25 protein-coding genes are annotated in these 24,000 nt (G+C 69.2%); 21 read left to right on the top strand and 4 right to left on the bottom strand.

Annotation, left to right across the window (positions count from 1 at the left end; translation table 11 throughout):
- The first annotated feature begins 4 nt into the window (after positions 1 to 4).
- The 17 genes from glmS (at position 5) to ACHAA3_RS05255 (ending at position 15,477) form a co-directional block, all read left to right on the top strand.
- Positions 5 to 1,861, top strand: a complete 1,857-nt coding sequence (gene glmS / locus ACHAA3_RS05335; protein WP_435707912.1) for a glutamine--fructose-6-phosphate transaminase (isomerizing) — start codon at positions 5 to 7, stop codon at positions 1,859 to 1,861.
- Positions 1,861 to 2,214 carry a holo-ACP synthase gene (locus ACHAA3_RS05330; RefSeq protein WP_435707911.1) on the top strand — a complete coding sequence of 118 codons (354 nt, stop codon included), beginning with the start codon at positions 1,861 to 1,863 and terminating at the stop codon, positions 2,212 to 2,214. The genes glmS and ACHAA3_RS05330 overlap by 1 nt, the downstream gene beginning before the upstream one ends.
- A complete protein-coding gene (locus tag ACHAA3_RS05325; protein WP_435707910.1) occupies positions 2,208 to 3,647 on the top strand; it encodes a bifunctional ADP-dependent NAD(P)H-hydrate dehydratase/NAD(P)H-hydrate epimerase in 1,440 nt (479 codons plus the stop codon). Before ACHAA3_RS05330 ends, ACHAA3_RS05325 begins: the two co-directional genes overlap by 7 nt.
- A complete protein-coding gene (gene alr / locus ACHAA3_RS05320) occupies positions 3,644 to 4,771 on the top strand; it encodes an alanine racemase (RefSeq protein WP_435707909.1) in 1,128 nt (375 codons plus the stop codon). The genes ACHAA3_RS05325 and alr overlap by 4 nt, the downstream gene beginning before the upstream one ends.
- Entirely contained in the window at positions 4,768 to 5,757 is a 990-nt protein-coding gene (locus tag ACHAA3_RS05315) for an alpha/beta fold hydrolase (protein WP_435707908.1), read from the top strand. The genes alr and ACHAA3_RS05315 overlap by 4 nt, the downstream gene beginning before the upstream one ends.
- Positions 5,754 to 6,749, top strand: coding sequence for a tRNA (adenosine(37)-N6)-threonylcarbamoyltransferase complex ATPase subunit type 1 TsaE (tsaE, locus tag ACHAA3_RS05310; protein WP_435707907.1), 996 nt, complete (start codon positions 5,754 to 5,756; stop codon positions 6,747 to 6,749). The genes ACHAA3_RS05315 and tsaE overlap by 4 nt, the downstream gene beginning before the upstream one ends.
- 114 nt (positions 6,750 to 6,863) lie before the next feature.
- Complete coding sequence (gene tsaB, locus ACHAA3_RS05305) at positions 6,864 to 7,490, top strand: tRNA (adenosine(37)-N6)-threonylcarbamoyltransferase complex dimerization subunit type 1 TsaB (RefSeq protein ID WP_435707906.1); 627 nt, start codon at positions 6,864 to 6,866, stop codon at positions 7,488 to 7,490.
- A complete protein-coding gene (locus ACHAA3_RS05300; protein ID WP_435707905.1) occupies positions 7,487 to 7,945 on the top strand; it encodes a GNAT family N-acetyltransferase in 459 nt (152 codons plus the stop codon). Before tsaB ends, ACHAA3_RS05300 begins: the two co-directional genes overlap by 4 nt.
- A gap of 4 nt (positions 7,946 to 7,949) precedes the next feature.
- Complete coding sequence (locus ACHAA3_RS05295) at positions 7,950 to 8,348, top strand: DUF5709 domain-containing protein (protein WP_435707904.1); 399 nt, start codon at positions 7,950 to 7,952, stop codon at positions 8,346 to 8,348.
- A 48-nt stretch (positions 8,349 to 8,396) separates the two neighbouring features.
- A complete protein-coding gene (locus ACHAA3_RS05290) occupies positions 8,397 to 9,158 on the top strand; it encodes a lysophospholipid acyltransferase family protein (RefSeq protein WP_435707903.1) in 762 nt (253 codons plus the stop codon).
- 124 nt (positions 9,159 to 9,282) lie between these two features.
- A complete protein-coding gene (locus tag ACHAA3_RS05285) occupies positions 9,283 to 9,729 on the top strand; it encodes a GNAT family N-acetyltransferase (RefSeq protein ID WP_435707902.1) in 447 nt (148 codons plus the stop codon).
- 74 nt (positions 9,730 to 9,803) lie between these two features.
- The gene (locus tag ACHAA3_RS05280; protein ID WP_435707901.1) at positions 9,804 to 10,409 is read left to right on the top strand and encodes a helix-turn-helix domain-containing protein; all 606 of its coding nucleotides are present in this window, start codon (positions 9,804 to 9,806) and stop codon (positions 10,407 to 10,409) included.
- Positions 10,410 to 10,461: 52 nt separating this feature from the next.
- Complete coding sequence (locus tag ACHAA3_RS05275; RefSeq protein ID WP_435707900.1) at positions 10,462 to 10,806, top strand: hypothetical protein; 345 nt, start codon at positions 10,462 to 10,464, stop codon at positions 10,804 to 10,806.
- Complete coding sequence (locus ACHAA3_RS05270) at positions 10,803 to 12,038, top strand: trans-sulfuration enzyme family protein (RefSeq protein ID WP_435707899.1); 1,236 nt, start codon at positions 10,803 to 10,805, stop codon at positions 12,036 to 12,038. Before ACHAA3_RS05275 ends, ACHAA3_RS05270 begins: the two co-directional genes overlap by 4 nt.
- Positions 12,039 to 12,129: 91 nt before the next feature.
- Entirely contained in the window at positions 12,130 to 13,191 is a 1,062-nt protein-coding gene (gene tsaD, locus ACHAA3_RS05265; protein ID WP_435707898.1) for a tRNA (adenosine(37)-N6)-threonylcarbamoyltransferase complex transferase subunit TsaD, read from the top strand.
- 1 nt (position 13,192) lies between these two features.
- A complete protein-coding gene (locus tag ACHAA3_RS05260; RefSeq protein WP_435707897.1) occupies positions 13,193 to 14,860 on the top strand; it encodes a glycoside hydrolase family 3 protein in 1,668 nt (555 codons plus the stop codon).
- 452 nt (positions 14,861 to 15,312) lie between these two features.
- Positions 15,313 to 15,477, top strand: coding sequence for a hypothetical protein (locus ACHAA3_RS05255; protein ID WP_435707896.1), 165 nt, complete (start codon positions 15,313 to 15,315; stop codon positions 15,475 to 15,477).
- A gap of 63 nt (positions 15,478 to 15,540) precedes the next feature.
- Here the strand turns inward: ACHAA3_RS05255 and ACHAA3_RS05250 are convergent, their stop codons facing one another.
- From ACHAA3_RS05250 to ACHAA3_RS05240, 3 genes are all read right to left on the bottom strand, one after another.
- Positions 15,541 to 16,089: a DJ-1/PfpI family protein gene (locus tag ACHAA3_RS05250; RefSeq protein WP_435707895.1), complete on the bottom strand. Its 549-nt coding sequence runs from the start codon at positions 16,087 to 16,089 to the stop codon at positions 15,541 to 15,543.
- Positions 16,090 to 16,158: 69 nt separating this feature from the next.
- Positions 16,159 to 16,860, bottom strand: coding sequence for a 5-oxoprolinase subunit PxpA (locus ACHAA3_RS05245; protein WP_435707893.1), 702 nt, complete (start codon positions 16,858 to 16,860; stop codon positions 16,159 to 16,161).
- A gap of 16 nt (positions 16,861 to 16,876) precedes the next feature.
- Positions 16,877 to 18,031, bottom strand: a complete 1,155-nt coding sequence (locus ACHAA3_RS05240) for a THUMP-like domain-containing protein (RefSeq protein ID WP_435707892.1) — start codon at positions 18,029 to 18,031, stop codon at positions 16,877 to 16,879.
- 221 nt (positions 18,032 to 18,252) lie between these two features.
- Here ACHAA3_RS05240 and groES point away from each other — a divergent pair, with 221 nt between their 5' ends.
- The 3 genes from groES to ACHAA3_RS05225 all read left to right on the top strand — a co-directional run bounded on the left by groES (position 18,253) and on the right by ACHAA3_RS05225 (position 21,719).
- Positions 18,253 to 18,546 carry a co-chaperone GroES gene (groES, locus tag ACHAA3_RS05235; protein ID WP_435707891.1) on the top strand — a complete coding sequence of 98 codons (294 nt, stop codon included), beginning with the start codon at positions 18,253 to 18,255 and terminating at the stop codon, positions 18,544 to 18,546.
- A 94-nt stretch (positions 18,547 to 18,640) separates the two neighbouring features.
- Positions 18,641 to 20,242 (top strand): chaperonin GroEL, encoded by a 1,602-nt coding sequence (groL, locus tag ACHAA3_RS05230; RefSeq protein ID WP_435707890.1) that lies wholly within the window; start codon positions 18,641 to 18,643, stop codon positions 20,240 to 20,242.
- Positions 20,243 to 20,309: 67 nt separating this feature from the next.
- Entirely contained in the window at positions 20,310 to 21,719 is a 1,410-nt protein-coding gene (locus tag ACHAA3_RS05225; protein ID WP_435707889.1) for an RNB domain-containing ribonuclease, read from the top strand.
- 21 nt (positions 21,720 to 21,740) lie between these two features.
- Here ACHAA3_RS05225 and ACHAA3_RS05220 read toward each other — a convergent pair whose 3' ends face one another.
- On the bottom strand, positions 21,741 to 22,343 hold the full coding sequence (locus ACHAA3_RS05220; protein ID WP_435707888.1) for a TetR/AcrR family transcriptional regulator: 603 nt from the start codon (positions 22,341 to 22,343) through the stop codon (positions 21,741 to 21,743).
- 85 nt (positions 22,344 to 22,428) lie between these two features.
- Between ACHAA3_RS05220 and guaB the strand changes: the two genes are divergently transcribed.
- On the top strand, positions 22,429 to 23,940 hold the full coding sequence (gene guaB, locus ACHAA3_RS05215; RefSeq protein WP_435707887.1) for an IMP dehydrogenase: 1,512 nt from the start codon (positions 22,429 to 22,431) through the stop codon (positions 23,938 to 23,940).
- Positions 23,941 to 24,000 lie beyond the last annotated feature (60 nt).

Below are 24,000 nucleotides of genomic sequence, written 5' to 3'. Positions count from 1 at the left end.
CACCATGTGCGGAATCGTTGGATACGTAGGACACCGGCAGGCTCTCGAGGTCGTGATGGGCGGGTTGCGACGCCTGGAGTACCGCGGTTACGACTCCGGTGGAGTGGCCCTGGTGCCCAGCGGCGACACCGCAGGAACCACGGCCTGGGCCAAGAAGGCCGGCAAGCTGGTCAATCTCGGCGGCGTGCTGGAGACGGCCGACCTGCCGGAGGCCAGCACCGGGATCGGGCACACCCGGTGGGCCACGCACGGTGCACCCAACGATCGCAATGCCCACCCACACCTCGATGCCACCGAGCGTGTCGCCGTGGTGCACAACGGCATCATCGAGAACTTCGCCGTGCTGCGCACCGAGCTCGAGGCCGACGGCGTCGAGATGCGGTCCGAGACCGACACCGAGGTGGTGGCGCACCTCGTGGCGGCAGAGCTCAACCGGACACCCGACCTGACCGAGGCGGTGCGCCTCGTGTGCCGCCGACTCGAGGGCGCGTTCACCCTGGTCATCTCCGACGCCCAGCAGCCGGGCGTCGTCGTGGGCGCACGTCGCAACTCTCCGCTCGTCGTGGGACGCGGCGAGGGCGAGAACTTTCTCGGCTCCGATGTCGCCGCCTTCATCGACTACACCCGTGAGGCCGTCGAGCTCGGCCAGGACCAGGTCGTGACGATCACGGCCGACGACATCGTGGTGATCGGTTTCGACGGAGCGCCGGCCGAGACCCGTACCTTCCACGTCGACTGGGACGTGTCCGCCGCCGACAAGGCCGGCTACGACTGGTTCATGCTCAAGGAGATCAACGAGCAGCCCAAGGCGGTCGCCGACACACTGCTCGGCCGGCACTCGGTCGACGGGCTGCTGCAGCTCGACGAGATGCGGCTGAGCGACGACGAGCTGCGCGAGGTCGACAAGATCATCATCATCGCGGCGGGCACCTCGATGTACGCGGCGCTGGTGGCCAAGTACGCCATCGAGCACTGGACCCGCGTGGCCTGCGAGGTCGAGCTCGCCTCAGAGTTCCGCTACCGCGATCCGATCCTCGATCGGGGCACCCTGGTCGTCACGATCAGCCAGTCCGGCGAGACCATGGACACCCTGATGGCGATTCGATACGCGCGTCAGCAGCGTGCTCGCGTGCTGAGCATCTGCAACACCAACGGCTCGACCATCCCGCGCGAGTCCGACGCGGTGATCTACACCCACGCCGGGCCCGAGGTTGCCGTCGCCTCGACCAAGGGATTCTTGACCCAGGTCGTGGCCTGCTACCTCCTGGCGCTGTACATCGCGCAGGCCAAGGGCACCAAGTACGGCGACGAGATCGCCTCGATCCTCGCCGAGCTCCACCAGATTCCCCAGGGCATCCAGCGTCTGCTCGACGAGAGCGACCAGATGCGCAAGCTCGCCGCGGACCTGGTCGGATCGCGCTCCATCCTGTTCCTCGGCCGACACGTCGGCTACCCGGTGGCGCTGGAGGGGGCGCTCAAGCTCAAGGAGCTGGCGTACATCCATGCCGAGGGATTTGCCGCCGGCGAGCTCAAGCACGGGCCGATCGCCCTGATCGAGGAGGGGCTGCCGGTGTTCGTGATCGTGCCGCCCAAGGGTCGCGACCAGCTGCAGGACAAGACGATCAGCAGCATCCAGGAGATTCGTGCCCGCGGCGCACGCACGATCTGCCTGGTCGAGGATGGCGATGACGACGTCGTGCCGTTCGCCGACCACATCATCCGGCTGCCACGTGTGCCCACCCTGATGCAGCCGTTGGTGGCCACCGTCCCCCTGCAGATCTTCGCGTGCGAGTTCGCCGAGCTGCTCGGCAACGACGTCGATCAGCCCCGCAACCTCGCGAAGTCCGTCACGGTGGAGTGATGGCGATTCACGGAGTGGGGGTCGATGTCGTGGACCTCGCGCGTTTCACCCAGACGCTCGAGCGAACTCCCACCATCCGCACCCGGCTGTTCACCGAGTCCGAGCGGAACCTCGCGACCGAGTCGTTGGCTGGCCGGTTCGCTGCCAAGGAGGCTCTGGCCAAGGCCATGGGTGCTCCGTCGGGCCTGTCCTGGCAGGACTTCGAGGTGATCAACACCGCGTCCGGTACGCCCGAGTTCGTCCTGCACGGAGCCGCGCCGGGACGGGTGCGTGACCTGGGGATCGTGTCGATCCACCTGTCGATCTCGCACGACACCACGGTGGCCACCGCCTTCGTGGTGGCCGAGTGCTGACGGCACACTCGGTCGCGCAGATCCGCGCCGCCGAGGAGTCACTGGTGGCTGCCGCGGGATCGGGCTCGAGCGCGTGGGACGACCTGATGCAGCCCGCAGCCCGCGGGCTGGCTGAGGCGCTCGGCGAGATCGCGGCGGGCGACCTGCTGCTGGCGTTGATCGGGCCGGGCAACAACGGGGGCGATGCGCTCTACGCGGTGGCCCACCTGCTGGGTCGCGGCGTGCGCGTCGACCTGTGCTTGCTGGACCCGGGGGCCGTGCACGAAGCCGGCCTCGAGGCGGCTCTCGCGGCCGGGGCGCACCTCGTCGAGGAACCCGGCGGTCAGCGCACCGTGCTCGACGCGGTGCTCGGGATCGGTGCCCGTCCCGGTCTGGAGGGTCGGGCGGCTCAGTGGGTCGACTGGATCGATCGCACGGCCCCGTTCACGATCGCGGTCGACGTCCCGTCCGGCATCGACGTCGACGGTGGCACCCGCCCTGGGGCCCACGTGGACGCCGACGCCACCGTCACCTTCGGATCGCTCAAGCCCTGTCTGCTGCTGCCCCCCGCGTCGAGCAGTGCCGGTTCGGGGGTGACCGTGATCGACATCGGGCTCAGGCCCCACCTGGAGCCTGGGGTCGTCGAGTCGATCGAGACCCGCGACTCGCATCTGCTGCTGGACGCGCTGGGTGACGCCGACGGACACAAGTACTCCCGCGGGGTGGTGGGCGTTGCTGCGGGATCCGATGCCTATGCCGGCGCGGCCTTCCTGTGCGTTGCCGGGGCGCAGGCCGGCCCGGCGGGCATGGTGCGCTTCGCCGGCACCGACACACTCGCGGCGCGAGTCGTCGACCGGGCCCCCGAGGTCGTTGCTGCGCCGGGTCGCGTCCAGTCGTGGGTCGTGGGACCGGGTGGCGACGAGCAGGTCGCCGACCTGATGGATGTCGCGTTGGCCGACGGTGTGCCGGTCGTGCTCGACGCCTCGGCGCTGGACCACCTGCCGGAGGCCTTCGACAGCCCCGTCCTGCTCACGCCGCACGCGGGCGAGCTGGCGCGCATGCTCGGCGCCGACCGGGCCGCTGTCGAGTCCGCACCGCTCGTGCACGCCCGCCGCGCCGCTGAACGATGGGAGGCCACCGTGCTGCTGAAGGGCTCCCGCACTCTGGTCGTCTCGCCCGAGGGTCGAGTGCGCGTGAACCTCAGCGGCACCCCGTGGCTGGGCACCGCGGGTGCTGGCGACGTCCTCGCCGGATTCATCGGATCTCTCCTCGCGAACGGTCTCGATCCGTTCGATGCTGGATCGCTCGGCGCGTTCCTGCACGGAGCCGCCGCGGTGGCAGCCAACCCGGGCGGCCCGATCACGGCGTCTGAGGTCGCCCGCGCGCTGCCCGGCGTGGTGGCGCGGTTCTGCGCGGGAACGCTGGTCGACGTCCATCGCGAGACATGGTCATGAGTCCTGCAGGACCCGGTCCTCAGGCCGAGGCGGTGATCGACCTGGACGCCTACCGCGCCAACCTCAGCGCGCTGGCCGCGGTCGCATCGGATGCGGCGCTGATGGCCGTGGTCAAGGCCGACGCCTACGGACACGGTCTTGCCCCGATGGTGCGCGCCGCGCGCGACGGGGGGACGGACTGGATCGGCGTCGCGACCCCCGCCGAGGCGTTGGCAGTGCGCGCCACCGGCGACACCGGGCCGATCCTGTGCTGGTTGGCGGCGCCGGACGAGGATCTCGCCGCGGCCGTTGCGGCCGATGTCGAGGTCACGGCGTCGTCGGTCGAACAGCTCGAGCAGATCGTCGCCGCCGGCGGCCGACCTCGCACCCAGCTGAAGGTCGACACAGGCCTGGCGCGCAATGGCGCCTTCGGTGCGGACTGGTCGCGCCTGGTCGAGTCCGCGGCCGCGCATCAGGGGGCAGGGCGGCTCGAGATCACGGGCGTCTGGTCGCACTTCGCCTGCGCCGACCAACCCGACCATCGGGCCAACGACGAGCAGGAACAGGTCTTCGTCCGCGCTGTCGACGAGCTGCAGGCTGCGGGCATCGAGCCCAGGTGGAGACACCTGGCCAACTCGCCCGCCACGCTGACACGACCCTCGGCCCACCTCGACCTCGTGCGTGTCGGCGTCGCCTCGTACGGCATCGATCCGGTGGCCACCGTCGATCACGGTGTCCCACTCACGCCGGTCATGACCCTGCGAGGCCGGCTCGCCGCGGTGAAGCGAGTGCCGGCCGGCACCGGGGTGTCCTACGGCCACACCTTCACGACCGACCGGGCGACCACACTCGGTCTGGTGCCGCTCGGCTACGCCGAAGGAATCCCGGTGACCGGATCGGGCCAGCTGTCAGGCGGGTTCGCCGGCGATCGCATCGCCCAGGTCGGCCGCGTGTGCATGGACCAGATCATGGTCGACCTGGGTGACCGAGACGCCCGCCGCGGCGACGTGGTCACGCTCTTCGGGCCCGGCCAGGACGGCGAGCCCACGGCCAATGACTGGGCAGCAGCGGCCGGCACGATCGGCTACGAGATCGTGACCCGTGTCGGCGGCCGCGTCGTGCGCACCTATCGTGGAGCCCCATGAATCGCACCACCCGCATCATCGCCACGGCCGGGGCCTTCGTGGCCACCGGACTGACCGCCACCGTCCTCAACGGCCGTGCCCAGAGCGTCCGCCGACGCAGGCGTGGCGAGGAGGTCGAGTTCGGCTCGGTGCACTCCACGCCGCTGGCCATCACCGCCTCCGACGGTGTGTCGATCAACGTCGAGGTCGACGAAGCAGAATCCAAGACACCCGTGGTCGTGTTCGTGCACGGCTGGGTCTGCACGCTCGACGCCTGGCACTACCAGCGCCTCGCGATGCGTGGAGCCGTGCGACTCGTGTTCATGGACCTGCGTTCACACGGTGCATCGGGGAGGTCGGGCCCGTCGAACTCCTCGCTCCCCGATCTGGCTGGCGATCTTGCCCACGTCATCACCCAGGTGGCTCCGCGCGGCCCGGTGATCCTCGTCGGACACTCGATGGGCGGCATGGCTGTCATGCGGCTCGCCGTGGACCAGCCGGAGCTGTTCACCAGCCGCGTGCGTGGCGTCGTGCTGATCGGCACGAGCACGGGCCGGCTGATGCGCGGTAGCCCTGCGCTGCGCCGGATCGTGCCGCTGATTCGTCTCGCCAGCCCGGTGCTGGATTGGGGCAGGTCGTTCAACAGCTACTCCATCATCAAGCACTGGGGTCTGGGTCCCGATGCCGAGGAGCGTCACGTCGACATGACCAACGAGATGCTGCTGCGGGCCCCGTTGCACGCGCTCACCGACTTCTACTCCAACTTCGTCGATCTGGACCTGTCCGCCGCGATGCCGACAATCGCCACGGCGCACACCACGATCGTCTGTGGCACCGATGACCAGCTCACGCCGCCGGAGCACAGCCGCCGACTCGCCGAAGCGATCGACGGCTCGACGCTTCGCCTCGTCGACGGCGCCGGGCACATGATCGCTTTCGAGGAGCACGAGATGGTCACAGCGGCGATCGAGGACGTCGTCGAGCAGGTTCGCGAGGAGATGTCATGACCGGTGCACTGAACGTCATCGAGGCAGGACCTGAGCACGCCGAGCAGGTCGTCGACGTCATCCACCGCTCGTTCGGGGCGCGTCAGATCCTCGATCCTCCGTCGACCGCGATGGACGAGACCGTCGAGTCGGTCGCCGAGGTCCTCGGATCGGCGGGCGGGCTGTTGGTCGAGCGTCGCGGCCAGCCGATGGGTGCCCTGCTGTTCGACGAGAGCCGGCAAGGACTGCTCGGCCTGCGGCGCGTCTCGGTCGACCCCGAGCTGCAGGCCCGCGGCGTGGCCTCGGCCATGGTCGGAGTCGCCGAGGACACCGCCGAGGAGCGCGGCAAGGACGGTATCTGGCTGCACGTGCGCGAGGAGCTCCCCGAGACCGTCCAGTTCTGGACGCGCCGCTCCTACCTCCCCGTGGGACGGGAGGGGCCGCTGATCGCGTTCGCCAAGACGCTGTGGCTCTCGCGGGAGGTACCCACGCCCGATCTGATGAAGGACCTGGCTCGTCGGGTCGAGCGTCTGCTGCACCGCGGTGACCTGCTGGTGCTGTCCGGCGATCTCGGGGCCGGCAAGACCACCTTCACCCAGGGGCTGGGCGATGCGATGGGGGTGCGCGGTCCGATCACCTCGCCGACGTTCGTGCTTGCGCGAGAGCACCCGTCGTTGGTCGATGGGCCCTCCCTGGTGCACGTCGACGCCTACCGGCTCGGCAGCCCGGACGAGATCGACGACATCGACCTCGACGCGGTCGCGCAGAATGCCGTCACCGTGGTCGAGTGGGGCGACGGCATGGCCGAACAACTCAACGACAGCTGGTTGTGGGTGCGCATCGAGGTACGCGGGCCTCGCCCCATCGACCCGCTGGGCACGCCGCACGAGGGCGACCTTGACGACGTGCAGGGAGAGGACATCGATCCGCGCGTCGTCACGATCAAGCCACGGGGCGTCCGCTGGGCCGGTGTTCCGCTGCGCTCGACCGTGCTGGCCGACTCCTCGGACTGACATGCACCGGTCCCGGTGACTCGTCACCGGGACTGCGTGACTCCTCGCTGGGTCTGCGTGACTCGTCAGCGGGCCTGCGTGACTCCTCGGCGTGGTCGCGAATAGGGTCGGGGGGTGCTGCTGCTCGCGTTCGACACCGCCACCGCCGCGATCACGGCGGCCGTCCACGACGGTTCGCGCGTCGTCGGCGAGGCAGAAATGACGGGCGCGATGGCACACGGCGAGCAGCTCGCTCCCACGATCCGCGCGGCGATGCAGCAGGCAGGGGCCGCGATGTCGGACCTGACCGATGTCGCGGTCGGCGTGGGACCCGGTCCCTTCACGGGTCTGCGGGTCGGGGTGGTCACGGCACTGACGCTCGGATCGACGCTCGACCTGCGCACGCACGGCGTCTGCACGCTCGACGTGATCGCCGCCGATGTCGCCGCCGAGGGCGAGTTCCTGGTCGCCACCGACGCACGCCGCAAGGAGGTCTACTGGGCGCGCTATGCCGCCGCGGACGGTGTCGGTGGTGTGCGGCTCGACGGCCCCCACGTCTCGGCCCCGGCCGGCCTCGCCGCACAACACCCCGATCTGCCGGCCTATGGTCCGGGGGCGGTGGTGTACTCCGCCGTCCTCAGGCCGGCCGGTGACGTACGGCCGCGGGCTGCGGCGCTTGCCCAGCTCGTCGCTTCTGGTCGGCACGACGACCTGCCGCTCGAACCGTTGTACCTGCGCCGCCCTGACGCTCAACCTCGATGAGGCCAGCCCCGACGAGACTGGCCACTGCGGCCGATCTGGCTGCGCTGCTGGCCATCGAGACCGACTGCTTCGGGGACGGCGCCTGGAGCGGCCCGACGATCTTGCGCAGCATCGAGGACCCGCTCCAGGAGGTCCTGCTCTCGACCCGCGGGGACGCCTACGGCATCATCCGCGTCGTGGCGGACACCGCTGACCTCGACCGGATCGCGACCCTCGCGCCGGTGCGCGGTCAGGGGCTGGGACGAGCCGTGCTGCAGGCACTGACCGATCGTGCGATCAGTCGCGGCGCCCAACGGATGCTGCTGGAGGTGTCCGAGGACAACACCAGCGCTCGTGCCCTGTACGACGCCGTCGGATTCACCGAGATCCACCGCCGGCGTCGCTACTACCGCGGGGGAGCGGACGCGCTGGTGATGGAGCGCGGCTTGCCGATTGACAGGCCTCTGGCACGCTGAACACATGAGCGAGATGACACCCGACGACCACATCGACCCCGACGACGCGCCCGACCAGGAAGCCGTGGTCGAGGACGTCGACGAGATGATGGACACGAGCTACTCGCCGCCGGAGTCCTACCGCGGCGAAGGGTTCGGTACCACCGCCGGCGAAGCGCTCGAGGGCGAGAACCTCGAGCAGCGCCTCGCCCAGGAAGTGCCGGAGCCTGACCCGTACGCCGAGCAGCCCGAGACCGTCGGTGGCGAGGTCGGGTCCGAGCGCGCCGGTCGCCTGGTCGCCCCCGACGAGGGTCTGGGTGAGGACACCGACGCCGAGCTGATCGGCGACGATGTCGGCATCGACGGTGCCGCTGCCAGCTCGGAGGAGGCCGCAGTCCACGTGGTCGAGGACGAGCTCGGCTGAGACCGACTTCACCCGTCCAGGCGCAGGTGGGTGCACTACGGTGATCGGATGCGCGATTACACCTACCCGGCCACGATCCTGACGGCCAAGACGCTGTTCAAGGCCCTGGGCATCCGGTTCCAGATGTCTGGGACGGAGCACGTCCCGCGCACCGGTGGCGCCATCCTGGCGGCCAACCACATTGGCTACGTCGATTTCGTGTTCGACGGGCTGGCCGCGCAACCCAGCGGACGACTGGTGCGCTTCATGGCCAAGAAGGAAGCCTTCGACCATGCCGTCTCCGGACCGCTGATGCGCTCGTACCACCACATCTCGGTGGACCGCGCCAAGGGTGAGCAGTCGTATTACGACGCCGTCGACTGCGCACGGGGCGGTGAGATCGTCGGCATCTTTCCCGAGGCCACGATCAGCCGGTCATTTGAGATCAAGGAGCTCAAGACCGGTGCCGTCCGCATGGCCGCCGAGGCGGGTGTGCCGCTGATCCCCATGGTCACCTGGGGCACCCAGCTGCTCAAGACCAAGGACCATGACGCCAACCTGTGGGGCCGCGGCAAGACCATCGGACTGCACGTCGGTGAGCCGCTGGTGGTCACGGGCCAGGACCCGGTCGCTGAGACCGCACGGCTCCGCGAGGCGATGAGCGCCCTGCTGGACCACGCCATCGAGCAGCACCCGGTCAGTCCCGAGGGCCAGTGGTGGGCTCCGGCGCGGCACGGGGGCACCGCCCCCACGCTGGAGCAGGCCAAGGTCATGGACGACGAGGAGTACGCCGCGCGGGCGGCCAAGCGAGCCGAGCGCGACAACACGTAGACAGGTGGCACGGGTGCATCCCCCGGCGCCACCCTCAGCGGGGAACTGGGACTCGAGCGAGGAGTGCCATGTCGGTGCCACGTCGTAGGGTTTCCGCGTGCCCTTGTCTGTTCGCCTGGTTTCCATGTCGTCGGAGCACTTTCGGGCCTACCGCGCCGTCGCCGAGCGTGCCTACGCGGACAACATCGTGACAGCAGGAATGTTGCCCGCGCCCGAGGCACTCCAGAAGGCGGTTGCCGACTTCGATGGTCTCCTCCCCGAAGGGGTCGACACGGCCGACCAGCTCTTCTGGAGGGCGCTGGACGGTGACCGGGACGTCGGCATGCTGTGGCTCGCCCTCACGGAGAAGTCCGACGGCCTCCATGCGTTCGGGTACGACTTCCAGGTTACGACGGAGCAACGTCGTCAGGGCTACGGGCGAGCGATCATGGTGGCGGCCGAGGAGATCTGTCGCGAGCGCGGCGTCGTCGAGATCGGTCTGTCGGTGTTCGGCTTCAACACGGGCGCCCGTGCGCTGTACGAGCAGATGGGGTTCGAGGTCACGATCCAGCAGATGAGCAAACGACTCTGATCGGCTGGTGGGCCGGGCAGGGCTGGCCCACCCCATGGGAACCAGTGCACTCTAAGTGCACTATGGTGCACTTCATGACCATCGACGCACGCGAGCTGGCGGCTTCCATCGGGGCCACGGTCCGGGCTGAGCGACTGGCACGTACCTGGACCTTGGAGCAGCTCGCGACGGCGACCGGGGTCAGCCGGCGCATGCTCATCAATGTCGAGCAGGGCTCGGCGAACCCGAGCGTGACGACGCTGCTGCGGATCAGTGACGCGCTCGGGATCGGCCTGCAGGCGCTGGTCGACGTACCGCAGGTCGCGCCCGTGAATGTCGTCCGCGACGGTGAAGGTGCTGCCCTCTGGGCGGGACCGGGAGGTGGCCGCGGGGTCCTGCTGGCCGGGACGTCCCCGCCAGACGTGCTGGAGCTGTGGGACTGGACGCTGGCTGTCGGAGACCGGCACGACAGCGAGGCGCACGTGCGCGGCACGCAGGAGATCCTGCAGGTGCGCGAGGGCACGGTCACGGTTCTGGTGGCCTCCCAGGTCGAGGTCCTCGAGACCGGTGACGCGATCTCCTTCGCCAGCGACGTCGCCCACTCGTACGCCAATGACGGGGTGGAGCCCGCGCGATTCTCCTTGGCCGTGTTCGAGCCCGGGGTAGGGGTCGGGTCAGGGGCGGCCGGCAGTCATGACTGACCCTTCGGCACCTCGACGGGCCACTCACCGCAACGACACTTCAGGAGGACTCATGATCTGCTGCCAGTTCATCTTCAAGCCCGGCACGTACGACGACGACTTCCGTCGCCTCGACCAGGAGATCGACGACTATGCGCGCAGTCTCCCGGGGTTCGATCGGGTCGAGAAGTGGCTCTCGCCCGACGGCGACGTGGTCAATGCCATCTACTACTTCGCCGACGCGGAGGCCGTCGCAGAGCTCGGCCGGTTCCCGCAGCACCGCGAGGCCAAGGGGCAGGTGCAGCGCTGGTACGACGGCTATCGCATCGTGGTGAGCGACATCCGGGCCACGTACGGCGACGGCCGGTTGACCCCCTCGTCGTCGGTCAACGACTCGGCCGACCGGGAGCAGTCATGACCCACGTGGGTGTGCGCCCGCCCGGTACCCGCCCGGACAAACGCGACTTCGACACCCTGTCGGAGAGCACGTGGTCCGTGCACGGGGGCAATCACGGCGACGAGTCGACCGGAGCCATCCGGGCCCCCATCGTGATGGCGAACTCCTACCGCCTGCCCGCGGACCCCAGCGCGATCGAGGACCCCGGCTTCGGTGGCTTGGTCTACACCCGCGAGCACGGCGCCAACCAGCGCGGGTTGGAGGAGAAGCTCGCCAGGCTCGATCATGGCGAGGCGGCTGCCGTGTTCGGCACCGGCATGGCCGCCCTGCACGCCGCGTTCTTCACGATCCTGAACCCGGGTGACCACGTCATCGTGTCCAACGTCGTGTACAGCCGGGTCGCCGGGCTCTTCGACTCGATCTTTCCGGCCAAGCTGGGTATCGAGGTCGACTTCGTCGACGTCACCGATCTGGACGCCGTCCGCGCCGCCGTGCGAATGCGCACCCGGCTCGTGCATGCAGAGGTCATTGCCAACCCCGACCTGCGTGTCGCCGACGTTGCCGCGCTGGCACAGATCGCCCACGACGCCGGTGCGCTGCTCAGCATCGACTCCACCTTCACCCCGCCGCCGATGATGCGTCCCCTCGACCACGGAGCCGACGTCGTCGTGCACTCGCTGACCAAGTACTACAACGGCCACGGCGACGCCATGGGAGGAGTGGTCATCGGTCGCCGCGACTTCGTGGAGGACGTGCGCACCGGCGCCATGTGGCACGCCGGTGGCGCCATCTCACCGTTCAACGCCTGGCTCATCATGCGTGGCTCCACCACGCTGCCGCTGCGACTCCAGCGGCAGTGCGAGAGCGCTCAGGCCGTCGCCGAGTTCCTCGAGGCAGACCGCCGCGTCGTCCACGTCAGCTACCCGGGTCTGCTCGGCCACGATGAGCACGACCTCGCACGCACCCAGCTGGCCACCGGGTTCGGAGGTGTCGTGTCGTGCGCGCTCGGTGGCACGCACGAGGACCGGCTCCGGTTCGTCAACGACCTGCGTGTCATCACCTCGGCGGTCTCCCTGGGGCACGACGAGACGCTGGTGGCCTACGAGCAGTACCCCGACGGCCGTGCCGCTGCCTTCGCCCAGCCGTTCCGCGAGTGCGGCCTCATCCGGCTCGCCATCGGCCTCGAAGCCTCAGAGGACCTCGTGGCCGACCTGGATGCCTCCCTGACCACCGCCTACGGTCCTGCCTGCTGAATCGGCATCCAGTGCCGCGGACTGCTCGAGGCCCACGTCGCCGCATCAGGCTGGAGGGGCGATCTGCCACAGGCCTGTCAGACTGGGGTGCATGTCTGGACGGGGTGGCGCCGAACCGCTGGTGATGGGTATCGAGTCCTCGTGCGACGAGACCGGTGTCGGCATCGTGCGCGGCACCGAGCTGCTGGCCCACGCCCTCAGCTCGAGCATGGAGGAGCACGTCCGTTTCGGTGGCATTGTGCCCGAGGTCGCCAGCCGAGCCCACCTCGAGGCCATGGTCCCGACCCTCGAGCAGGCCTATGCCGAGAGCGGCGTGCGGGTGCAGGATGTCGACGCCATCGCCGTCACCTCCGGCCCCGGGCTCACCGGCGCCCTGCTGGTGGGCGTCGCCGCCGCCAAGGCTCTGGCGCTGGCACACGACAAGCCGCTGTACGGCGTGAACCATCTCGCGGCGCACGTGGCCGTCGACCAGCTCGAGCACGGCCGGTTCGACCGGCGGGTCGCGGCGCTGCTGGTCTCCGGCGGTCACACCGAACTGCTGCTGGTCGACGACATCGCCGGCGACATCACGATGCTCGGCCAGACCATCGACGATGCAGCCGGTGAAGCCTTCGACAAGGTGGCGCGACTGCTCGACCTGCCCTACCCGGGTGGCCCGCACATCGACCGGGTGGCCCGCGACGGCGATCCGACGGCGATCCGATTTCCGCGCGGGCTCACCCTGCCCAAGTACGCCGACGACCACCGTTACGACTTCTCGTTCTCGGGCGTCAAGAGCGCCGTCGCCCGTCACGTCGAGCACGAGCGGCGGATGGGCCGCGACGTGCCTGTCGCCGACATCGCAGCATCATTCCAGGACGCCGTGTGTGACGTGCTGACCGCCAAGACCATCGCGGCCTGCCGCGAGCACGGCATCGACACCCTCATCATCGGTGGGGGAGTCGCGGCCAACACTCGTCTGCGGGCGATGGCCCAGGAGCGCGCCGACGCCGCCGGCATCGAGGTTCGGGTGCCGCGGATCGGTCTGTGCACCGACAATGGAGCCATGGTCGCTGCGCTGGGAGCCGAGGTCGTCCGCCGCGGCATGGAGCCGTCGTCGCTGGACCTGCCGGTCGATTCCGGCCTGCCGGTCACCCAGGTCGTGGCGAGCTGACATGGGATCGCACACGCAGCACTCATCTCGTGCACAGAAGCCCGGCCGAGGACGCCTGATCCTGGCCGCCTCCGCCGTGGCTGTGCTGGCGGTGGGCGGAGCGTCGGCCGTCGTCGCGACGAGTGGATCGAGCACCGAGCCGGCCGCCGCCCCCGCGACGTCGTCGGCTTCCGCGCCCGAGGCACCTGCTGCCTGGGGCCCCACGGACGCCGAGATCGACGCCGCCGAGAAGTCCGCTGCCGATCTCACGCTCGAGGAGCTGGCCGGACAGCTGATCGTGGCACGACACTTCGACGACGAATCCTCGTTGGCCCTGGTGCGCGATCAGCACTTCGCAGGTGTCATGGTCACCGGCGATCGCATCCTCGACATCGCCAGCGAGGATCCGCTCTCGTCGGTCACCTCGTTCAACGACGAGCTCGAGGCCCTCGGCGAGCAGCGCGACGTGCCGGTCATGGTGCCGATCGACCAGGAGGGCGGTCTGGTGGCGCGGCTCAAGGAGCCGCTCACCCCGTTCCCCACCGCCATGTCGTCCGGCGCCGCGATCACCGGCGATCCTGAAGCCGGCGCGGCAGCGGTCACCGCCGCGACCCGGGCTTCCGGTGCCGAGCTGCGTGCGGCTGGATTCAACGTGGTGTTCGCGCCCGGTGGCGACACCACCATCGGCCCCGACGACCCGATCATCGGCACCCGATCACCCGGCAGCGATCCCGAGGTCGTGGCGCAGTCGGTCACCGCTGCCGTCGACGGCTACTCCGAGGCCGGCATCATCTCGGCGGTCAAGCACTTCCCCGGCCACAACGTCGACGTGGACAGCCACGAAGGTCTGCCGGTGCTGGAGAGCGATCGGGCCCGGCTGTCCGAGCACGATCTCGTCCCGTTCGAGGCGGCCATCGCCGATTCGGCACCGGGCATCATGACCGGCCACATCGACGTCCCCGCGATCGACCCGGGAGTCCCCGCCTCCATGTCGCGGCCGGCGATCACCGGCGAGCTGCGCGACCGAATGGGGTACGACGGACTCATCGTCTCGGATTCCCTCGGCATGGGCGCCGTCATGAACTCCTATCCCGGCGGCGAGGCAGCGGTGCAGGCGATCAAGGCGGGCAGCGACATCGCGCTGATGCCGGCCGACAACCTCGAGGCCTACGACGCGATGCTGAAGGCTCTGAAGTCCGGCGACCTGCCTGAGGAGCAGGCCCGCGCATCCGCCGCCCGGACGATCGCGTGGCTGAGCCACGTCGAGGCCTCGCCGGTTCCCGAGGACGGTGAACCCGGCAGTCACGTCGAGGAGGCCGAGGCGCTCAGCGCCGCGGCGGTCACGATGGTGGCCGAGCCCTGCGAGCCGGTGGACGCGCCCACGTCGTTCGTGCCCTACGGCTCGCCGGACGTGGTCGCTGCGTTCACCCGAGCGGCCGAGGACGCCGGTGTGGGTATCGGATCCGGTCCGTCGGTGATCCTGCTCGGCTACGGGTCGTCGGGAGCAACAGGTGACATCGTGGTCAGCACCGATCGTCCGTTCGCTCTCAACACCAGTCAGGCCGCGACCAAGATCGCGCTCTTCGGCGAGGGTGAGCCAGCGATGCGTGCCCTCGTCGACGTGCTGACCGGCAAGGCCGAGCCCGGCGGCGAGATGCCGGTCGAGGGCGTCGACGTCAGCACCTGCTGACTTAGGCGTCGCGCTGCGGAGCTTCGGTGCTCCCGTCTCGCAGGTCATGTTCGATCTGCATCGTGGCTGCTTCCGCAAGGGCACGAACTCTACTTCGGATGTCCGTCTGATGTAGTGACTATGAGGCTTTCGGCTGCTCTCGCGTCTGTTATTTTCGCCTCATCGCTTTCGGCGGCTGGGTGTGCTCAGCCTTCTCGATCGGAGGTAGTGATGGCGGTCTTGGAACTCGAAGCACTTCACTCATGAGGGCTTCCACGGTCTGTCGGCGCTGGGCGATCGTGCCGCTGGCCGTCGCTGGGGTCTTGGCGGGATGTGTCGACCAGGGGCGGCTGGACACGAATGTTCCTGAGTCGATCGACGAAGCCTGCGCGTCGCTTCCATCGCTCCCGCAGCCGCCGACAACCAAAGATGAGGCCGAGGCGGTTCGGGACGCTGCCGTCGACCGTATGTCCGTGAAGTACAGCGTGAATCAATCCGGGATCTCGCGGTGCGGCGACGATTTCGTGGTCACGATCGGGTTGCAGCGGGGAGACGTCTCCGCCACCGACAAAGCATTCGTCCTGGACGGAGTGGGAGTCATCGTGATCGCCCGTCCTGACATCTACCAGCCGTTCTGAACTCGCAGATGTTTATGCTTCTGACGTCGTCAGCGCCTTGGCGAAGCGCCTGCACCTACTGACTCAGGTGCCGCGCTGGGGGCCTTCGGGCGCCTCGGGGATGGTCGGTGTCCAGGCGTAGTCCATCCGGTGTGCCGTCTCGACGGCCAGGTCGGGGCCGCCGAGCACTCCGACGAGGTGCAGGGCCAGGTCGATGCCGGCCGAGATACCGGCCGAGGTGAACACGTGGCCGGAGCGCACCCAGCGCGGACCGTCGACGACGTCCAGCGCCGGGAAGCGTTCGCGGAGGGCATCCACGTCGTCCCAGTGCGTCGTGACGCGCTGGTCGGTGAGGAGTCCGGCCTCCGCGAGGACGAACGCTCCGGTGCAGACGCTGGCGATCGTGGGCGTGCGAGCACGGTCGCGCAGCCACGCGAGCACCCGGTCATCGCGTTCGACCGCATCGGTGATGCCGCCGGGCACGATCACGAGGTCCAGGTCGGGTGCATCCCCGAGCGTGTGATCGGCCACGATCGTGAGGCCGTGCCGGGCCACGGTGGGCTGATCGACGGCGATCATCGTGACGTCGAACCCGATCGGGCCCGGAGAGATCCGGCCGGCGACCCCGAACACCTCGAAGGGGGCCGCACGCGTCCAGCACCTCGACCTCGTCGAAGACGAGGATGCCGACGCGCAGGATCCTCATGCGAAGCCGACCAGGCGGTATCCATCGTCCTCGAGCGCGGCGCGCACCGCGCGGGCGAGGTCGAGTGCACCGGGGGAGTCGCCGTGCACGCACAGGGATCGCACCTGCGTGGCCAGCGTGCGGGCCTGGGCGGCAGCCACCTCGGGGTCGTCGATCAGGGCACCGGCCTCAGAACGGGGAACCAGGGTGCCGTCGGCTCGATAGCCACGGTCGGCGAAACCCTCCGGGACGCCGTCCAGGCCCTCGGCAGCAGCGATGCGAAGGACGGCGCTGCCCGGCAGGCCCAGGAGGGGCAAGCCGTAGGGAGCGACTGCCTCGACCACGGCACGCGCCTGCCGTTCGTCGGCCACGATCGTGTTGTAGAGGGCGCCGTGCGGCTTGACGTAGGAGACGTGTCCGCCCACCTCGTCCGCCCAGGTCATCAGGTCGTCGAGCTGGCGGCGCACCGTGTCGATCAGGTCGGCGTCCGAGGGTTCCATCGGCCGGCGCCCGAATCCCTCGCGGTCCGGGTAGCCGACCTGCGCCCCCACGACCACCCCAGCCTCCAGGCAGGCCTCGACCGTCGCCAGGGCCAGTCCCGCGTCGCCGGCGTAGGCCCCGCAGCACACGTTGGCGCTCGTCACGATGTCCAGCAGAGCCTGGTCCGCCCCCGACTCCCACTGCTCGGGCGATTCTCCGAGGTCCGCATTCAGGTCCATGGGTTCACATCTTGGACTAGTGGGGTGTGACGAGGTAGGCGCGGCCGGCTCCCTGGACCCGCGTCATGATGATCAGGGCCTTCTCCGGACCCTTGAGCTTGAGACGCTTGATGAGCTGATCGGGAACGATCTCGACGCCGCGCTTCTTGACGGTCAGCGTGCCGACGTGTCGAGCCTGCAGCGCAGCCTTGAGCGGTTTTTCGCGGAACGGTAGCTCCTCGACCGCGGTGAAACCCCGGCCGAAGGGGGTCGTCTGCTGGGTCTCGGTGCTGACGTAGGCGATGTGCGGGTCGGGCAACCAGCCGTCGACGGTGGCCGCGAACTCGCCGACCAGGCCGGCGCGGATCACCGCGTCGTCCGGCTCGTACAGGTGTGCGCCGACCGGGGCGATCGCCGCCGGCTCGCCGGTCTCGACGAGGGTCGCTCCGGCGGGCAGCACGCTCGCGCGTCGCGTCGTGCTCGCGAAGGGCCCACCCCACAGGGCGGCCTCGACCAGGTCGCCTCCGTCACTGACCCACTCGGCCTCGACTCCCGGGGGGACGTCGTCGTGCGCCAGGCCCGGCATCACCTTGACGACACAGCGACCGGCCAGCTGTTCTCGCACCCAGTCCCATGGCGGCTGGAGGTCCGCGGTGCCGAAGGTGCGTCCGCGTGCATCGCGACGAGCCGGATCGATGAAGGCCACCTCGTCGTCGGCGATCACCACTGTCTCGGCGTCACCGACCTCGACCGTGCCCTCGAGTCCGGCGGCTGCGAGATTGGCCCGCGCGATCGCGGCGCGCACGGGATCGCGTTCGATGCCCCGCACCCGGAGTCCTGCTCGCCCCAAGGCCAGCAGATCTCCGCCGATGCCGCACCCGAGATCGACCACCGCGACCGCTCCGCTGGCGGCCAGCCGATGGGCCCGGTGATCGGCCACCGAAGATCGAGTCGACTGCTCCAGTGCGTCGTGGGTGAAGAACAGATCGCGTGCCAGCGGCCCGAACTTGGCCACGGCCTTGCCGCGCAGGTGGTTCTGCGTCACGGCAGCTGCCACGAGATCGGACGCGTACGTACGGCGCAACCGCGTGCCGAGCCCCAGATCGCTCTCGACCCCGGCCCGCTCGGCGATCTCGTCGAGCAACGCCCGCCCGGAGGGCGTCAACAACTCCTCGAACGTCTCCACCTCCACCAGGCCAGTCTCCCAGCGCAACCCCCGACGTCATCAGCGGGCCGAGCGAAGCGAGGCAAGACGTCCCGGGCGAAGCACGGGTGAGCGGCGGAGCCGCGGGGCGGCGAAGCCGCCAGGATTAGCACTCTCTCTCGTCGAGTGCCAGCGGCGTGCTAGATTTTGAAGCGGCGAGATCCTCGCCCATCCGTCCATGTTCCACGCTGAAAGGGGAGGTCGACATCGTGTCGGTCACCATCAAGCCACTCGAAGATCGTCTGGTCATCCAGGCCGCCGAGGCAGAGCAGACCACTGCATCCGGACTCGTCATTCCGGACACTGCCAAGGAGAAGCCGCAGGAGGGCACCGTCGTCGCCGTCGGGCCCGGTCGCATTGACGACAACGGCAACCGCGTCCCGCTCGACATCGCTGTCGGCGACAAGGTGCTGTTCAGCAAGTACGGCGGCACCGAGGTCAAGCACGGCGGTGAGGACTACCTGATCCTCGCGTCGCGCGACGTTCTCGCCATCGTCTCCTGACGCCTCGCCCCGATCCTCCGCTCAGCGTTCCAGCTGAGGGGGGAAGGGTCGGGGCGCGTCGTTTTTCCATTCACCGTTTCGCAAAGGACTGCGCATGCCCAAGATCCTGGAATTCGACGAGCAGGCACGCCGCGCGCTCGAGCGCGGTGTCGACAAGCTCGCAGACACCGTCAAGGTGACGCTCGGCCCCAAGGGCCGCTACGTCGTCCTGGACAAGAAGTGGGGCGCCCCCACGATCACCAACGACGGTGTCACCGTCGCTCGCGACATCGAGCTCGACGACCCGTTCGAGAACCTCGGCGCCCAGCTGGCCAAGGAAGTCGCCACCAAGACCAACGACGTCGCCGGTGACGGAACCACCACCGCGACCGTCCTGGCCCAGGCCATGGTCCACGAGGGACTGCGCGCCGTCGCGGCCGGCTCGAACCCGGTCGGCCTGAAGAAGGGCATCGAGGCCGCCGTGGCAGCTGTCACCGACAAGCTGCACGAGATGGCCCGCGACGTCGACGACATCAAGGACATGACCGATGTCGCGACCGTCTCCTCGCGTGACGGCGTCATCGGCGCCCTCATCGCCGAGGCGTTCGACAAGGTCGGCAAGGACGGCGTGATCACCGTCGAGGAGTCCAACACCATGGGCACCGAGCTGGAGTTCACCGAGGGCATGCAGTTCGACAAGGGCTACCTGTCGCCGTACATGGTCACCGACACCGAGCGCATGGAGACGGTCCTCGACGACCCGTACATCCTGGTCCACCAGGGCAAGATCTCGGCCATCGCCGACCTGCTGCCCGTGCTGGAGAAGGTCGTGCAGGCCGGCAAGGCGCTGTTCATCATCGCCGAGGACATCGAGGGCGAAGCGCTCTCGACCCTGGTCGTCAACAAGATGAAGGGCACCTTCACCTCGGCTGCCGTCAAGGCTCCGGCCTTCGGTGACCGCCGCAAGGCCATGTTGCAGGACATCGCCACCCTCACGGGTGCCGAGGTCGTCACCCCCGATGTCGGGCTCAAGCTCGAGACCATCGGGCTCGAGGAGCTGGGTACCGCCCGTCGCGTCGTCGTGACGAAGGACAACACGACGATCATCGACGGCGGCGGCGAGGCCGACCAGGTCGAGGGCCGCGTCGACCAGATCAAGAACGAGATCGCCAACACCGACTCGGACTGGGACCGCGAGAAGCTGCAGGAGCGACTGGCCAAGCTGGCCGGTGGCGTCTGCGTGATCAAGGTCGGCGCAGCCACCGAGGTCGAGCTCAAGGAGAAGAAGCACCGCATCGAGGACGCCGTCTCGGCGACTCGCGCGGCAATCGAGGAGGGCATCGTCGCCGGTGGCGGCAGCGCACTGGTGCACGCGGTCTCGATCCTTGAAGGGGATCTGGGCCTGAGCGGGGACGAAGCTACTGGGGTACGCATCGTGCGCCTCGGCGCCGACGCCCCGCTGGAGTGGATCGCCCGCAACGGCGGCGTCTCCGGTGAGGTCGTGGTCAACAAGGTTCGCGAGAGCGGCGAGGGCTACAACGCGGCCACGGGTCAGTACGGCGACCTCGTGTCGCAGGGAGTGCTCGACCCGGTCAAGGTCACGCGCTCCGCGCTGGCCAACGCCGCCTCGATCGCAGCGATGCTGCTGACGACCGAGACGCTCGTGGTCGAGAAGCCCGCAGAGGACGAGGACGCGCACGCAGGTCACTCGCACTAGCGGTTAGTCACGCACGACGCCCGCCCACCGGCTCACGCCGGTGCGGCGGGCGTTGTACGTTCACGACGTGACCAGCCGAGACTTCGCAGCCCTGCGCGCCGAGCTGGGCCTGCCGCCCGCCGCGCTGACCGACCGCTTCCCCGAACGGGTCCTGGCTGAGGCTCGAACGCTCAGTCAGCAGTCGCCGCGGGCCACGGTCGACCTCACGGACGTGCCGTTCGTGACCGTCGACCCGCCCGGCTCGATGGACCTCGACCAGGCGGTGCACATCGCCCGGCTCGACGACGGCGGATTTCGGGTGCAGTACGCGATCGCCGACCTGGGGTCGGCGATCGCGGCCGACGGCGCCGTCGACGCCGAGGCGCGCCAGCGCGGGCAGACCCTGTACCTGCCCGACGGGCGGGTTCCGCTGCATCCACCCGTCCTGTCCGAGGGCTCGTTGAGTCTGCTGCCGGACCAGACCCGAGGAGCTGCGGTGTGGAGCATCGACGTCGCACCGGACGGCTCCGTCACGTCCGCGACGGTCGAGCGTGCGCTGGTTCGCTCGGTCGCCCGCCTGGAGTACGAAGGCGTGCAGCGCGACGCCGACGCGGGCACGCCGCACGCATCGATCGAGGCGCTGGGCGACCTGGGCCTTCTGCGTCGGCAGGTTCGTCTCAACGCCGGTGCCATCGACCTGGCGCTGCCCGAGCAGGGCGTCGTGCGCTCGGGCGAGGAGTGGACCCTGCGGATCGAGCCACGCACCGAGGCCGACACCTGGAACGCAGAGGTCTCGTTGCTGACCGGCATGGCCGCCGCCGAGATGATGCTGGCCTCCGGCATCGGTCTGTTGCGAACGCTCCCGGCACCCTCGTCAGAGAGCGTCGAGGCCTTCTTGGAGGTCGCGCGTCGGTTGGGCGTCGACGTGCGTGACGGTGAGACACCCGGAGAGGTGCTGGCCGCACTCGACGCGAGCACGCCGGTGGCGATGGCGCTGATGACCCACGCGACTCGGCTGCTGCGGGGGGCGGGCTACGTGGCCTTCGACGGGACCGAGCCCGAGACTCGCGAGCACGCCGGGATCGGGGGCGCCTATGCCCACGTGACGGCGCCGCTGCGTCGCCTCGTCGACCGGTTCACCACCGAGGTGTGCTTGGCGCTGTCGGCTGACGTGTCCGTGCCGGAGTGGGCCCGAGCTGCCCTGCCCGAGATCGCCGAGGCCATGCGGGCCAGCGGGCGCCTGGCCGCCTCGGCGGACCGTGAAGCCATCGACGCGGTCGAGGCCTGGGTCATGGCGGACCGGCACGGCGAGACCTTCGAGGCGATCGTGCTGCGCGCAGGACGCAAGGGCTCCGCCGACGGAGCCGAGATCATGATCGTGGATCCACCGGTCGAGGCGTGGTGCACCGGTGCGGGTCTCGTCGAGGGCAGCACCATCCAGGTGAGCGTGGAGCAGGTCGACGAGACCGAAGGATCGCTGCAGTACCGACCCGTGTGACCGGTTGGTGAGCCGGTTCGGTCAGGCGATGCGCATGCTGGCGAGACCGGTGAGGATGATCTGCAGCTTGCGGGTGTACCAACCGCGATCGGAGTGCGCCTCGTCAGCGTCGTAGGCCTTGAGCAGCTCGCTGTCCGAGCCCACCATGGTCGAGTGCCCGTTCGCGCGCACCCGAACCATGTCGGCCGACGACATCATGGTCTGGTTGACCACGAAGCTGATGGCGAGCGCGGAATCCTCCAGGGAGAAGCCTTCGCGGTGCAGCTGGGCGACGTAACCCTCGATGAGCTTGACCGCGCTGGGGGCGGCGCGCGAGGCGGACAGCGAGGCGCGGTCCAGGCCGGGGAAGTTGTCGCACAGCTCCCACATGGAATCGCCGATGGCACGCAGGAGGTCGTCCCACGGCTGGTCGGCATCGGGCCACTCGATGGTGTTGACGGCACGGTCGACAGCCGTGATGAGCAGGGACTCCCGGTCGGCCACGTAGCGGTAGAGGCCCGAGTGAGCGACTCCGAGCCGACGTGCCACCGACGGCATGCTGAAGTTGTTCACGCCGTCGTCGAGGGCGGCCTGCGCGATTTGGTCAACGGTGAGGGCGCGAGGGCGTCCGGGCTTGCGATCCATCCCATCAGCCTACCGTGGGGGTCCCCGGCGAGCGGGCCGTAATGCTGAAGATCGGCTGTGTAGTGATCCGCGTACGATGGAAGTCATGGAGCCGCTGGGAAATCCCGACACTTTTGCGCCGCTGGGCCTGACCTATGACGACGTGCTGCTGCTGCCGGGGGAGACCGACGTGATCCCCAGTGAAGTCGACACCACGGCGCGCCTCACCCGCGAGATGAACCTGCGGATCCCCTTGCTCTCCAGCGCCATGGACACCGTCACCGAATCGCGCATGGCGATCGCGATGGCACGCGAGGGCGGCATCGGGATCCTGCACCGCAATCTCTCGACCGAGGACCAGGCGTACCAGGTCGATCTGGTCAAGCGGACCCAGACCGGCATGATCCCCAACCCGGTCACGATCACCGCAGAGAAGACGCTCGAGGACCTCGACGAGATCTGTGGTGAGTTTCGCGTCTCGGGTCTCCCCGTGGTCGACGCCGACAACGTCCTGCTGGGCATCATCACGAACCGCGACCTGCGTTTCACCCCGGTCGCCGAATGGGCCACGACCATCGTGGGCGACGTCATGACACCCATGCCACTGATCACCGGACCGGTCGGTATCAGCCGCGAGGACGCCTCGGCCCTGCTGCGCGCGCACAAGCGTGAGCGGCTGCCGATCGTCGACGAGTCCGGGCATCTCACCGGTCTGATCACGGTCAAGGACTTCGTGAAGTCCGAGCAGCACCCGCTCGCCAGCAAGGACCACGAGGGCCGGCTCCTGGTGGGTGCCGCGGTCGGGTTCTTCGGCGACTCGTGGGATCGCGCGAACCGGCTGCGCGAGGCCGGCGTCGACGTCCTGGTGGTCGACACCGCCCACGGGCATGCGCGCCTGCTCCTGGAGATGGTGCGCCGCATCAAGGCCGACCGCGCCTTCGACGGCGTGCAGGTCATCGGCGGCAACATCGCGACGTCCGGCGGCGCGCAGGCCTTGGTCGAGGCGGGGGTCGACGCCGTCAAGGTCGGTGTCGGGCCGGGCTCGATCTGCACCACGCGGGTCGTGGCGGGGGTCGGGGTTCCGCAGATCACCGCGGTCCACGAGGCGGCCAAGGCGTGCAAGCCCGCGGGCGTCCCGGTCATCGCCGATGGTGGCCTGCAGTACTCAGGCGACATCGCCAAGGCGCTGGTGGCCGGGGCAGACACCGTCATGGTGGGCTCGTTGCTGGCCGGGTGCGAGGAGAGCCCCGGCGAGCTGATCTTCGTCGCAGGCAAGCAGTTCAAGAGCTATCGCGGCATGGGCTCGATCGGGGCCATGGCCTCGCGGGGCAAGAAGTCGTACTCCAAGGACCGCTACTTCCAGGCCGATGTCGTCAGTGACGACAAGATCGTGCCCGAGGGCATCGAGGGTCAGGTCGCCTACCGTGGCCCGCTGTCGGCTGTCGCGCACCAGCTGGTCGGCGGACTGCACCAGTCGATGTTCTACGTCGGCTCGCGCAGCATTCCCGAGCTGCAGGACCGTGGCCGCTTCGTGCGCATCACCTCGGCGGGTCTCAAGGAGTCGCACCCCCACGACATCCAGATGACCGCCGAGGCCCCGAACTACGCCTCGCGCTGAATCGCGCCAGCGATTCACCGACGACGCAATGCCAGTGGCGCGTGAACCTTTCACGGCGCA

Source organism: Aeromicrobium sp. CF3.5, from assembly GCF_051262695.1.
In the GTDB taxonomy this organism is placed as follows: domain Bacteria; phylum Actinomycetota; class Actinomycetes; order Propionibacteriales; family Nocardioidaceae; genus Aeromicrobium.
The sequence above is the reverse complement of the archived record's forward strand: the minus strand, read 5'-3'. Positions and strand labels throughout refer to the sequence as shown.